The organism is Puia sp., assembly GCF_036500295.1.
Classification (GTDB): Bacteria; Bacteroidota; Bacteroidia; order Chitinophagales; family Chitinophagaceae; genus Puia.
On sequence record NZ_DASYCH010000009.1, the window covers coordinates 101515 to 115769 of the forward strand.

The 14255-nt window shown below is 56.4% G+C and carries 7 protein-coding genes; 3 read left to right on the plus strand and 4 right to left on the minus strand.

The genetic code is table 11. From position 1 onward, the window contains the following. Window positions 1-3: 3 nt before the first annotated feature. Both VGM48_RS04150 and VGM48_RS04155 read left to right on the plus strand, forming a co-directional pair. Window positions 4-3288 carry an efflux RND transporter permease subunit gene (locus VGM48_RS04150; RefSeq protein ID WP_331576458.1) on the plus strand — a complete coding sequence of 1095 codons (3285 nt, stop codon included), beginning with the start codon at window positions 4-6 and terminating at the stop codon, window positions 3286-3288. Continuing rightward, a complete protein-coding gene (locus VGM48_RS04155) occupies window positions 3285-6593 on the plus strand; it encodes an efflux RND transporter permease subunit (protein ID WP_331576459.1) in 3309 nt (1102 codons plus the stop codon). The genes VGM48_RS04150 and VGM48_RS04155 overlap by 4 nt, the downstream gene beginning before the upstream one ends. A gap of 89 nt (window positions 6594-6682) precedes the next feature. Here the strand turns inward: VGM48_RS04155 and VGM48_RS04160 are convergent, their stop codons facing one another. The 4 genes from VGM48_RS04160 to VGM48_RS04175 form a co-directional block, all read right to left on the minus strand. Further along, window positions 6683-7222, minus strand: a complete 540-nt coding sequence (locus VGM48_RS04160) for an ORF6N domain-containing protein (RefSeq protein WP_331576460.1) — start codon at window positions 7220-7222, stop codon at window positions 6683-6685. 290 nt (window positions 7223-7512) lie between these two features. Then, entirely contained in the window at window positions 7513-9906 is a 2394-nt protein-coding gene (locus VGM48_RS04165) for an ABC transporter permease (protein WP_331576461.1), read from the minus strand. Window positions 9907-10048: 142 nt separating this feature from the next. Next, on the minus strand, window positions 10049-10903 hold the full coding sequence (locus tag VGM48_RS04170) for a hypothetical protein (RefSeq protein WP_331576462.1): 855 nt from the start codon (window positions 10901-10903) through the stop codon (window positions 10049-10051). 165 nt (window positions 10904-11068) lie between these two features. Continuing rightward, entirely contained in the window at window positions 11069-11833 is a 765-nt protein-coding gene (locus VGM48_RS04175) for an NAD(P)-binding domain-containing protein (protein WP_331576463.1), read from the minus strand. Between the two features lie 15 nt (window positions 11834-11848). Between VGM48_RS04175 and VGM48_RS04180 the strand changes: the two genes are divergently transcribed. Continuing rightward, window positions 11849-14146 carry a beta-galactosidase trimerization domain-containing protein gene (locus VGM48_RS04180; protein ID WP_331576464.1) on the plus strand — a complete coding sequence of 766 codons (2298 nt, stop codon included), beginning with the start codon at window positions 11849-11851 and terminating at the stop codon, window positions 14144-14146. Window positions 14147-14255: the final 109 nt, after the last annotated feature.

The following is a 14255-nucleotide window of genomic DNA, read 5'->3' on the forward strand; positions in this document are numbered from 1 at the left end:
TCTATGATCGCGAATACTTTCATAAAAAGGCCCGTCACAGCTATCGTCATTTCCATTGTGCTCGTGCTTACCGGCTCCATCTGTATCGCCATCCTGCCGGTCGATCAGTACCCGGATATCACGCCGCCCATCGTTCAGGTCAACGGCCAGTTCACCGGTGCGGATGCCCAGACCGTGGAGCAAACCGTCGCGACCCCGATCGAACAGCAGGTGAACGGAACGCCGGGCATGGAATACATGCAGAGCAACAGCACCAACAACGGTCTGATGTCGATCAACGTCACATTCAATATCGGCACCAATATCGACGTTGCCGCGTTGGATGTGCAGAACCGGGTGAGTATTGCGACGCCGCTGCTGCCGGCCGTCGCCAGCCGGCTGGGGATTACCGTTCGCGCGGTGAACCCGAGTATGCTGATGATGGTGGCCATCTATGCACCGAAAGGAACGCATAACATTACCTTTCTCGACAACTACGCGAATATCTTTGTGCAGGATGCGTTGTTACGTGTTCCCGGGGTCGGCACTATCCAGCGGTTTACCGATGACTTCTCGATGCGTGTCTGGATGAACCCGCAGAAGATGGCGGCCTACAGTCTTACCCCGCAGGATGTGATCAACGCCCTCAATGCCCAGAACGTCCAGGTTGCCGCGGGTTCCGCGGGCGTGCCGCCGCAGAATAAATCCCAGACCTTCGAGATCGGGATCCTCGTCAACGGCCGGCTCAGCAAGCCAAAAGAATTCGAGAACATCATCGTAAAGACCCTGCCCGCCACCGGCGAACTCGTCTATCTGAAGGATGTCGCCCGGGTGGAACTGGGTAAGTTTACCTTCGCCAGCAATTCCTTTGTCGACGGGAAACGCGCCTCCTATCTCCAGATCTACCAGGCCCCCGGCAGCAACGCGTTGCGAACGGCTGAGGGTATCTATAAAGAGCTTGCGCAGCTGAAACAGTTCTTTCCAGCCGACGTCGAATATTCAGTTCCTTTCGAGTCAGTCACGGTTGTGAAGGTCTCGATGGCGGATGTGGTCGACACCCTGTTGCTGACCCTCGGACTGGTGGCGCTGGTGGTGTATCTCTTTTTGCAGAACTTCCGTAGCACCCTGATCCCGGTGCTGGCTATCCCGGTGTCCATCTTCGGCACCTTCTGCTTCTTTATCCCGCTCGGCTTTACCATCAATACCCTAACCATGTTCGGCTTCGTGCTGGCCATCGGTATCGTGGTGGATGACGCTATCATCGTCGTCGAGGCGGTGCAGCATTATATCGATCACGAGAAGATGTCGCCGAAAGAGGCTACCTATTTTGCGATGAAGGATATCTCGGCGCCGGTGGTGGCCATCGCGCTGATCCTGGCGGCGGTCTTCGTCCCTGTCGGCTTTATCCCCGGCATCGTCGGCCGGCTGTATCAGCAGTTTGCGATCACGATCGCCATCTCCGTGCTTATTTCAGCCTTTATCGCGCTCTCGCTGACGCCGGCGCTTTGTACCCTGCTGCTGAAGCCGTCCAAGACAAAAGAAGAAGCCCGCGGCATCCAGAAACTCTTTATCCGGTTCAACGGCTGGTTCGACCGGATCACCCAGCGTTATCAGAACGGCGTGAACGGAAGCATCAAGGGTGCGAAATACATCCTGATCCTGCTGCTCGTGCTCTGCATCGGCGCTGTTTTTCTGTTCCGGGACAAGCCCTCCGGCTTTATCCCTTCCGAGGACGACGGGAACATCTATGTGACCTTCCAGCTGCCGCCGGCCTCCTCCACCAGCCAGTCGGTGGCGCTGATGCAGCGGCTGATGGACGTGGTGTCCAAGACGCCGGGCGTGGCCCACTATGCGGCCCTTTCCGGGCTCAACGTGATGACCAACGCGAGCAATTCCAACTGCGGCACCATTTACTGCCAGCTGAAACCCTGGGATGAACGGGGTGAGGAGTCGGAACGCGTTCCTGGTATTCTCGCGGAGATCCGTCGGCGGATCGACGATGCGGCTATCCGCAATGCCAATGTCGAGGTGATCCAGCCCTCTCCCATTCCGGGTATCGGCGCCGGTGTCGGCTATAGCCTGCAGATCGAGCAGCGCAGCACCAACGACAACCTCCAGGGCTTCGAGACTGTCGTGCAGAAATTCATCGATTCCGTCAAGAAAGACCCGGCCATCGGCAGTGCGTATACCTTTTATTCCGCAAAGACGCCGGGCTATAACCTGACCGTCGATAGGGACAAGTGCGAGAAGCTGGGTGTCAACGTCGCCGATGTCTTCACCACGATCCAGGCCTTTATGGGCAGCCTGTATATCAACGATTTCACCACCTATAACCGCACCTTCCACGTCGTGGTCCAGGCCGATACGATGTATCGTTCGATGATCTCCGATATGGACAAATACTATGTGCGGAACCAGTCGGGAAATATGCTGCCCCTCGGCACGCTGATCACCTATCAACCCACCGAGACGGCCCCGCTGATCTCGCATTTCAATATCTTCCGGACGGCGGAGGTGGACGGAGCCCCGGCGCCGGGTCATAGCAGCAACGATGCGTTGAAGGCCCTGCAAAGGATCGCGGCCCGCGTTCTTCCCGATGGCTATACCTACGAGTTCTCGGGACTTAGTTTTGAGGAGGTGAAGGCCGGCTCTACCACGATCTATATCTTTCTGTTTTCCATCACGTTCGTCTTCCTGTTCCTTGCCGCGTTGTACGAAAGTTGGTCCGTACCCTTTTCCGTTCTTCTGGCGGTGCCTATCGGGGCCTTTGGCGCCATCCTGACGCTTGTGCTGGTGCCCAGCCTGACGAACAACGTGTATGCGCAGATCGGTCTGATCACCCTCATCGGCCTGGCCGCCAAGAACGCCATCCTGATCGTGGAATTTGCAAAGGTCCGGGTCGATCGCGGGGAAGACCTGCTCCGGTCGACCCTGGATGCCGTCAGCCTTCGGTTACGCCCCATCGTGATGACCTCCATGGCCTTTATCCTCGGGGTGCTTCCCCTGGTGTTCGCCAGCGGCGCTGGCGCTGTTGCGCGGCGGACCATCGGCTATACGGTATTGGGGGGTATGCTTGCTGCATCCACGATCGCGATCTTTGTGGTGCCGGTGCTCTTCGTTCTGATCACCAAGGCCTCCTATGGGAAGAAGAAACTGGACTATCTCCGCGCTCATCATGCCGACCTGATGGAAAAGGCTAAAAAGGTAGAGGCTCAGAATATCGATCCTGAGCTCGAGTTCGAAATCCAAAAATCACGCGACCTGCACGGAATGGATCCGAAGCAGGGGCTACAACCCGGACAAGCATGATCGCCAATACGTTCATAAAACGACCCGTAACGGCCATCGTTATTTCGACGGTCCTGGTCATCTCGGGCATCATCTGTATCTTCAATCTTGCCGTCGATCAATACCCGGATATCTCGCCGCCTTCGGTATCGGTCAGCGGAAACTATACGGGCGCCGATGCCCAGACCACCGAGCAGACCGTTGCGATCCCTATCGAAGAGCAGGTTAACGGCTCCCCGGGCATGGAATACATGCAGAGCACCAGCACCAACTCGGGCAGCATGAACGTCCGGGTGACCTTTGGCATCGGCACCAACGTGCATATTGCCGCCCTGAACGTCCAGAACCGGGTGGGTATCGCCTCCCCGCTCCTGCCCTCCGTGGTGAGCAAGCTGGGCCTTACGGTGCGCGCCCGCAACCCGGATATGCTGATGATGGTCGCCGTCTTCGCGCCGAAGAACTCACACAACATCACCTTTCTTGACAACTATACCAACGTATTTATCGAGGATGCCCTGTTGCGGGTGCCGGGGGTCGGGGATGTCAGCGCCCGTACCGATCAGTTCGCGATGCGCATCTGGCTCGATCCGGATAAGATGGCCGCCTATGGCCTGATGCCAAAGGATGTCACGGCCGCGCTGAACGCGCAAAATGCTTATGTGGCCGCCGGCGCCGTCGGTGCGCCGCCGCAGTTTAGCAGTCAGGCCTATGAGCTGACCGTCATGCCCAACGGTCTGCTGACAAAGCCGGCCGATTATGAGCGGGTGGTCGTCAAAAACATTCCCGACTCCGCGGGGATCACCGGTCACCTCGTGTATCTGAAAGACGTCGGCCGGGTGGAACTGGGGAAGTTCACCTTTTCCAGCTATTCCTGGGTCGACGGGAAGCGGGCTTCGATCCTGATGGTCTACCAGGCGCCCGGCAGCAACGCGCTTCAGACGGCCGAGAACGTATACGCGGAGCTCGAACGGCTGAAAAAATATTTCCCGCCCGACGTCGACTATAAGGTTCCCTTCGAATCGGTGACGATCATCAAGGTCTCCATCCACGAGGTGTTGCTGACCCTGCTCCAGGCGCTGGGACTGGTCGCGCTGGTCGTCCTGCTCTTCTTACAAAATTTGCGGTCGACGCTTATTCCGGTGTTGGCGATCCCCGTGTCTATCCTCGGCACCTTCTGTTTCTTTATCCCGCTGGGCTTCACCATCAATACCCTGACCCTATTTGGTTTTGTCCTGGCTATCGGGATCGTCGTGGACGATGCCATCATTGTGGTGGAGGCGGTGCAACACTATATTGACGAGCAGCATATGTCGCCGAAGGAGGCGACTTATCACGCGATGAAAGAGATCTCGGCGCCCGTGGTGGCTATTGCCCTGATCCTCTCCGCGGTCTTCGTTCCTGTCGGGTTCATCCCCGGTATCGTCGGCCGCCTCTATCAGCAGTTTGCGATCACGATCGCCATCTCGGTGATCATCTCGGCCTTTGTCGCCCTCTCGCTGACCCCGGCGCTGTGCACCCTGTTGCTGCGGCCTTCGCATTTGCAGAAGAAGAACATCTTCGACCGGTTCTTCCTTTGGTTCAACAACGGCTTCGATAAGATGACCGTAAGCTATGCGCGGGGCGTTCACCGGTGGGTGAAGGGGGCGCGATGGACGGTCCTGCTGCTGGCCGGCATCTGTGTCGGCACTTTTATCCTGTTCAAGAAAAAACCTTCGGGGTTTATCCCCTCGGAGGATGAGGGCCGGCTTTATGTGACGTACCAGTTGCCCGAAGCCTCGTCGGTGGCTCAGTCGGTGACGCTGATGCAGCGGCTGATGACCATCATCGAGAAAGACTCTGCGGTCAACCACTATACCGCCATCTCGGGGTTCAATATCCTCAACGGCGGCGCCAACTCCAACAACGGCAGTATGTTCGTGATGCTCAAACCGTGGGAGGACCGGATCACCCCCAACTCGAGGGTTCCAGGGCTTATCGCCTCGCTGCAGAAGAAGATCGCGCTGGCCGGCATCAAGAATGCCAACGTGGTGGTCATCCCGCCTCCGCCCATCCGGGGCATCGGCGCGGCCGCGGGCTTCAGCATGCAGATCCAACAGGGGAATACGAGCGACGATATTCACCAGTTCGAGACCGTGGTCAAGCGCTTCGTCGCCGAGGCGCATAAGTATCCATCCATTGCCACAGCCTTCAGCTACTATGGCGCGCATACTCCCAGCTATGACCTTACCGTCGACCGCGAGAAATGCCAGAAACTGGGTGTCAACATCTCGGATGTGTTCAACACGATGCAGGCCTATATGGGGAGCCTCTTCGTCAATAACTTCACCCTTTATAACCGTACCTATCATGTGGTCGTCCAGGCCGATACCAACTATCGCGCGCTGATCGCCAACATGGATAAATACTATGTACGCAACCAGGCCAACCAGATGCTGCCCCTGAGCACGGTGATCCACTATGTGCCTATCGAGACGGCGCCGCTGATCACCCACTTCAATATCTTCCGGTCTGCGGAGGTGGATGGTTCGACCCCGCAGGGATATAGTACGGGGCAGGGCATCGAAGACCTTAAGAAGGTCGCCGCCAAGACGCTGCCGCAGGGGTATACGTATGAGTTCTCCGGACTTAGCTACGAGGAGATCCGGGCGGGTTCGACGACGGTTTATATCTTTATCTTTTCCATCGTCTTTGTGTTCTTGTTCCTGGCGGCCCTCTATGAGAGCTGGTCCGTTCCTTTTGCGGTGATGCTGGCCGTGCCGATCAGCGCCTTCGGGGCGATCGCTACGCTCAGCCTGATCCCGCCGTTGACCAATAATGTCTATGCGCAGATCGGCCTGATCACCCTGATCGGCCTTTCGGCGAAGAATGCGATCCTGATCGTCGAATTTGCGAAGCTTCGTGTGGATCGCGGGGAGGAGTTGATCCGAAGTACACTTGAGGCGGTGAGACTACGGTTAAGGCCGATCATTATGACCTCGATGGCGTTTATCCTGGGGGTGATGCCGCTTGTGCTGGCTACGGGCGCCGGCGCCGTTGCGCGTAAGACGATCGGTTTTGTCGTGCTTGGCGGGATGATCGCTTCGTCATCGCTGGCTATTTTTATCGTTCCGGTACTGTTTGTCCTCTTTACACGGCTTTCTTATGGGAAGAAGCAGCTGCAGTGGTTGCAGGATCACCATGAGGAGTTGATGGAGAAGGCGAAGCGGGTGGAGGAGCAGAATATCGATCCGGAGTTGGAGTATGATATCGATCAGGCGCATAAGGATAATAAGAAGAGCCGCGAGGCGGGAGGAGGCGCCGGTGGCGCGACGCCGGATATGGCGTAGGGGCGCGGAATTGGAGGTCGCATTTTGCGTCCTCCAATTTTGAGACTACTTGAGGTGCCAAAATGGCTTCTCAAGAATAGCCCGCCGGATCAATCCGGTTCATCGACCCTTCGAAAACCTATCCGAAGCCGGGATTGATGGGGAGGATTCAGCAGCTCTTTGAGGGCCGCAAAGATCGTCTGTATATCTTCGCTGTTTTGCGATACTTGATTTTCAAGCTGTTCCAACTTCAGAAGAATATCCTTATGCGTCAGCAGCAATTCTCGCATCTTCGTATAAATGCGCATGATTTGAATGTTTACCTTGATGGCCCGCTTGCTGTTCAACACGCTGGACAACATTAGCACCCCATGTTCTGTAAAGGCATAGGGAGCCACCCGTCGGCCTCCCCAACTTGAGGTCGCATTTTGCGACCGCAAGTTGGTTACCTCTTCAGCAGTCAATTGAAACATGAAGTCACCAGGAAACCGGTCAATGTTTCGTTTGACCTGTTCATTCAATCGCTTGGTAGGTACGTCGTACAATTCGGCCAAGTCCTGGTCCAGCATCACTTTGTGTCCCCTTAAATAGTATATTTTAGTCAATATTCTGTCGTCGGTGATTTGCACACCCACATTTACCTCTGTCATAAAATAGATTTTAGCGGTGTCACAATTTGTGATACCACCCAATAAAATTATCGATTTGGCCAATGATTGCAGGTGAAAAATTCGCGGAATTCGCTTATGGGTAAGAGAGGTTTTTGCGTAATCTTGAAGATCAAGGATGTATCGCGGAATGCTTTAATTTTCCAGTCGTTCGCACCAGCACTCGCCATAAAATGAAGACCCCGCATAGAGATGCGAGGTCTTGTTGTTTATTCCAACCATTCAAAAAGTAGACAATGTTATTCGCCGGGCCGGGTCAAAGTGTGACATTGTTATTCGCTGCGCAGGGCCTTGACCGGGTTGCTCAGTGCGGCTTTGATGGCCAGGAGGCTCACGGTCACCAGCGCGATCGCGAGCGCTGCGATCCCCGCCATCAAAAACACCCACCAGCTGAGCGAAACGCGATACGCATAGTCCTGCAGCCACCGCCGCATCGCCAGCCAGGCCAGCGGCCACGCCAGCAGGTTTGCCAGCAGTACCAGCCGGACAAAATGCCGGGACAGAAGTGCCACGAGGCTGTTGACGCTGGCGCCCATCACCTTGCGGATACCGATCTCCCTGACGCGTTTCTCCGCGGCATAGGAAGCCAGTCCGAAAAGCCCCAGACAGGAGATGAAGATGGCCAGCCCTGCCAGCACGCTCACGATCCGGCTCACCTGGGTATCCGCGCGGTAAACCTCGGCGAAATGATCATCGAGGAACTGGTATTCCAGCGGACGGTCGGGGAACAGTTGCTTCCAGGTTGACCGGATAAAAGAGATCGCCTCTTCGGTCCGGCCACCCTTGATCTTCACCGAAGCCGCGCTGAAATATTTATCGAAATTGAAAAGGAACAGGGTTTCGATCTTATAATGCAGCGAATTGAAATTGAAGTTGCGGGCGATACCGACTATCTCTCCCACGGAGTCGAATCCGAAATGCTTTCCAACGAGGTGCTCTATCGACTTGTTTGGCTCGTTTTTCGCCAACTCTTCGGCCATGGCCTGGTTGATGATATACTCCTTGGCGACAGCCGATTTCTCCCGCGAGAAATTCCTTCCCGCCACCAATTGGATGTTGTAGACCCGCAGATAATCGGCGTCGACGATCAGGCGCGTTCCCGTCAGGTCCCGCGCGGGGCCATCTCCGCGGAACGTTACACCCGACTGGTCCAGGTGGCTCCCCAGCACATCCTGCGCGCCAGTGACCCCTGCCACTGCCGCATTGGTGCTGAGCTGCTGCTTGAGCAGTTCGAACTTTTGGGAAGTGACTCCGTCCAGGGTGATATTGATCACCTGGTCCCGGTCGAATCCCGGATCCCTGCCCTGCATATAGGTCAGTTGACGGTAGACGAACACCGTCGCGATGATCAGGAAGATGGCGCTTGCAAATTGCGTTACCACAAGCACATTCCGCAACAGACCTTTGTTCCTGCCCACCTGCGGCAGACCCTTCAGGACTTTGACGGGCTGAAACGACGACAGATAAGCCGCGGGATAGAGTCCCGAGAGAAGGCCGACCAGGATCGTGCCGCCCAGTACCACGAGCGGGATCCACCGGTTATGCTCGAAGACGATCTCGAGGTGGCGCTGGCTCAGGTTGTTGACATAAGCCATCGCCGGCCACAGCATGACCAGCGCAAGTCCCATTGCCAGCAGGGCCAGGAGCACCGTCTCGCTCAGGAACTGTATGCTCAGCTGCGAACGCCGGGCGCCAATCGACTTCCGGATACCCACCTCGCGGGCCCGTTCGGCTGATCGCGCCGTCGACAGATTCGTAAAATTGATACAGGCGATGACCAACACGATCAATGCGATCACCGAGAAGATATTGGTATAGTTGCTATCGAACTTCTTGTAGTTGATATAATCCAGCCCTATATCGGCGGCACGCGCATGGACGGATTGCAGGGGTAGCAAAAATAATTCGTAGAATTTCCAGCCATCCCCGTTGAGATGCCGCTTCAGATAATCGGGGAACTTTTTTTCCATGGCCGCCACGTCGGTATTCGGTGCCAGTTCGAAATAGGTGTTGAGCCAATTGCCGCCCCAGAAACCCATCCAGTCTGGCTTGATGAACGTGTTGAAAGATCCGAGGGCATCAAACTGCAGCTGCGAGTTCTCCGGGACGTCCGCTGCTATTCCGGTGACCTTCCAAAGCACCGTGTCCGTATCGAAATGCGTGATCGTCCTGCCCATCGGGTCCTCGCCGCCAAACAGCTTCCGCGCCGTCGAAGCGGTCAGCACGATGCTGTTGGGTTTTAGCAGGGCTGTCGCCCGGTCCCCCTGTAACAACTGGAAATCGAACATCTGTAAAAAACCCGTGTCGACGTTGAACATCTGGGGAAGGAAGATCCGTTTGTCCCCATTTGTCATCTGGTATTTATCGTGCCAGTTGATGCGCGTGAAGTTAAGGATCTGGGGGAACTCCTGCTTCATCGTCGTCCCCATCGGGAACATCGACAACGCCACTTTCTGTGAAGCTACCATGCCGGGAAACTTCTGTACTTCGTTGAGGCGATAGATGTTTTTGGTGTGAAAGCGGTCGAAGCTCTTCTCATAGAATACGAAGAGCATGATCACCATGCAGGCGGCCATGCCGATTGCAAGCCCGGCAATATTAATGATGGAATAAACCTTGTTCTTCCAAAGGTTGCGCCAGGCGATCTTAAAATAATTTTTAAACAAGGATAGCGCTTTGATTGTCAACGCTACTACCAGTGGAGTGCCAAATCCTTCAGTTGCTACTAATCAATTAGTTGTATTATTACCGGGGCACCGGATGTCCGGTTTCGATACAATGATTGTCTCATTATGCGCGCGCGCTTGTTTATACCAGAGATTGCTTTATCTCGACGACGAAGGCTTCGGGGACATTTACCAGCGTGGCAATTTCGCTAACCGTATGATGTGTGTTCAGTAATAATGCCTTAACGACCTCGAGCGTCTTTTCCTCCTTCCCTTTTTCCATTCCTCTCTCGATACCCCTCTCCATTCCTCTCTCTATACCCCTTTCCTCTCCGATCACATACAGAACGTCGTTTTCCAGCTTAAACCACTTCTCGATACTTTCCATGATGATCTTATTTTCAGGGACTAATTTACGCAAATTCGATAATATCAGCAACTGGCGGAGGGAACGTTGCTTCGAGAAATCGCCCCTGGAAGAGGCGATAATCTCACCTACAATGGTTTCCACCACCTGTTTACGGTCGTTGTCCCCAAAATTTCCCAAAATTGCCAGCATTTTTTCCTCGGGGCTGGCTGCCTTCAGAAATATCCGGTAGTCTATTGAGGAAAGGGCGATAAGCCCATATTTATAATGCATTATCTGCGTGAGTAGATGATCCTTCATCCGTGGTAATCCTTGACCCAAATAGATTACATACTGGCGAACGGGAAGTTGATACCGCCGCAACAAGAGAATATAATATTCTGCCATGCGGTACACCATCTCCTTTTCGTCGGCCACCTGCATTTCCAAATGCAGCACAAACGTTTCCCCATCTTTATCCGTGATCTTTTTCAACACATCCGGCTTGCGTTCCTTGGTATGTTGAACGTCATCCGGCAATTCTTCGGTGATTACGCTATCAATTCCAAGCAGGTCCCTGATCAGGCCTGGCAAGACAGCCTCGATGTTTTCGCGGAGTATTTTGTCATATTGATGAACTTGTTTTTCCATTTTGGCAGATCGTGGCAAAAAAAATACGGACTACCTGTAGTAGATAGTCCGTATAATACCGAGGTTATGAGCCCCAAATCGCCCACCTCGCCGGTGGTTCTATGGTTCGTTAAGCTTTATTTTGCAGGCAAATTTATCCAAGGTTTTTATCTTCAGAAAATTTCTTTATCCAAACCGCTGCAGCACGTGGTCGGCGGCGGTGGTCCAGGCGGTGTGGGCGGCGGCGGCGGTGAGCTCTTTGCCGGCTTGTTCGTTGATGCCGCCGGGCGTGGCTGCGTGCTTTGCGAGATCGCCGAAGTCGATGGGCCGGGAGTGCTGGGCGAGGAAGGAGAGGGATTGAAAGAGGTTGGCGACATAGGCGTTCGCGGTCTCGGGCTGGACGCCGTGGGCGATGGTCCATTCGCTGAGCCCGCGCAGAAGATCGTAATAGGGGGTGATGAGGCCGGTCAGGGTCCAGAGGGCGTGGAGGCCTGCCTCGTCGGTCACGGGGAGGGTTTCGCCGAGGTAGCTGAACAGGCGCGTGACGCGCTCGTCCGCGTCGAACAGCGGGATGGGACAGTTATGCTGCACGACGGTCGGCAGCGGGATCGCCCGGCAGACGACGGCGGCGGGCTGCGTCAGCTCGCGCAACGGCCCATAGGGCAGCAGCGCCACCAGCGATACCACGGTCTGCTCCACCCGAAATCGCAGCGCGCCGAGCACCTCCTTCGCCACGGGCGGCCGGACGGCGAGGATCACGATGTCGCTGGCATCCACTACTTCCTGGTTGGTGGCCAGACGCGAGACGTTTGCATACCGCGCCGCCAGCGTCTTCGACGCCGCTTCGCTCCGGGGCGATAGAAAGATCTCCAGCCCCTCCGCTTCCGAGGTGCATAGTCCCTGAACGATCGCGCTCGCGATCTTGCCGATACCGATGAATCCGATTTTCATATATTCGTCAAATATATGGACAGTCGTCGTGAATTCATAAAGAAGACCGGATCCGCCGCATGGTTGCTTACTACCGGGGGGCTGCCGGCACTGGCTGGCGCGCCTGCGGGGACCTTAATACGGCCTGCGCCGCTCGATGCATCGCCAAATGCGCCATCCGCGCCCGGGGCACCGTGGTATCGCCGGGTCACCCGCTGGGGACAGGTTAATATTACCGAGAAAGACCCGCCACAATATGATATCGCCTGGTGGCGCGACTACTGGCGGCGCACAAATACGCGCGGCATCATCGCGAATTCCGGGGGCATCGTGGCCTACTACCCGACCAAGATACCGCTGCACAAAAGATCGGAGTTCCTCGGTGACCGGGATTTGTTTGGCGACCTCTGCCGCGCCGCGCACACGGATGGCCTGGCCGTCTTTGCGCGGATGGACAGCAATCGCGCACACGAGGAATTCTACCAGGCGCATCCCGACTGGTTCGCCGTCGATCCGGCCGGGAAGCCCTATCGCGCCGCCGATCTTTACATCGCCTGTATCAACAGTCCGTATTATACGGAGCATTTGCCGAAGGTGCTGCGGGAGATCGCCACGCTCTATCATCCCGAGGGGTTTACCGATAACAGCTGGAGCGGACTGGGTCGCGACAGCATCTGTCATTGTCGATATTGCAAAGCCAGCTTCCGTGATAAGACGGGCTTCGACCTTCCCACAAAAGCAAACTGGGAGGACAAGGTCTACAGAGCCTGGCTTCGCTGGAACTATGACCGGCGCATCGAACTCTGGGACTTCAACAACAAGATCACCATCGAAGCCGGCGGCCCCGACTGTATCTGGAGCGGGATGAACAGCGGCAGCATCAGCGGCCAGAGCCGGAGCTTCCGCGACTGTAAGCGGATCGCCGAACGGGCGGAGATCATCATGCTCGACGACCAGGCGCGTACCGACACCGGCGGCTTCCAGCACAACGGAGAGATCGGCAAACTCTATCATGGCCTCCTCGGCTGGGAGAAGCTGATCCCCGAAAGCATGGCGATGTACCAGGCGCACAAACCCTGGTTCCGGCTCGCCAGCAAACCCGAACCCGAGGCGCGGATGTGGATGGTGGAAGGCCTGGCCGGCGGCATCAGCCTCTGGTGGCATATGGTCGGCGCCACGCATGAAGACAAACGCATGCACCATAACCCCGAAGCGATCTACGCCTGGGAAGCCGCGCACGAAGAATTTCTCCTTCACCGCCGCCCCGTCGCCGCCGTCGGGCTCGCCTGGACCCAGGAGAACACCGATTGGTATGGCCGCGACAATACCGAAGAACGCGTCGATCTGCCCTGGCGCGGGATGGCCGGCGCGCTGATCCGCGCCCGCATCCCTTATCTTCCCGTTCACCTCGATCATCTGGACCGGGACGGCAAGGACCTGGCTGTACTGATCCTGCCCGATCTGGCCGTCATCAGCGATGAACAGGCGCAGGCGATCCGCCGCTTCGTCGAAAAAGGCGGCAGCCTCGTCGCTACGGGCAACACGGGTCTGCTGACGGGTGACGGCGAACCCCGTACGGACTTCGTGCTGGCCGATCTCTTCGGTGCGCATCTTGAACATCCCAGATCGCTGTTCACCAAACCAACGGAAGAGAAGATGGCGGGGGAAGCCTACCACACCTATCTGCGGATCGCAACCGGCGACCGCCACCCCGTCCTTAAAGGTTTTGAAGAAACGGATATCCTGCCCTTCGGCGGCCTCCTCGACAGCCTGCGGGTCGACGCCGGCGCCACTACCCCGCTTACCTTTATCCCGCAATTCCCGACCTATCCGCCGGAGAAGGCATGGATGCGCGTACCCCGCACCGATATTCCCGGGATGATTCTCCGGGACACCGCTGCCGCCGGCACGCACACCGCACGCGCCAGCCGCATTGCCTTTCTTCCCGCGGATATTGACAGACAGTACGGCCGCAGCAACCTGCCGGATCACGGCGATCTGCTGAAGAACATCATTCACTGGGCTGGGAACGGCAGGATTCCTATCACGGTCGAAGGCGCGGGGCTGATCGACACGCATCTCTACCGCCAGGAGAACCGGCTGGTGCTTCACCTCGTCAACCTCACTAATGAGAACACCTGGCGGCAGTCGCTGCACGAGCTGATCCCCGTGGGCCCTTTCAAAGTAAAAGTCAGACTGCAGAAGGGCATCACCGGGCAACACCTGCGTGCGCTTGTTTCGGAACAGAGCATTGGGCACCCGGCGGTCGCGGACGGCTGGTGCCAGTTTACCGTGGATCGGATCCTCGACCACGAGGTGGTCGTCATCGGCTGAGGTGCGGCGCTGGTCAAAATCAGACAGGTTTCGGTGAATTATAGATAAGCGGTTTTCGCGTTGCCGGCGTATTTTTAAGAATGAACAAGCACCATATCCTTACCGCGCT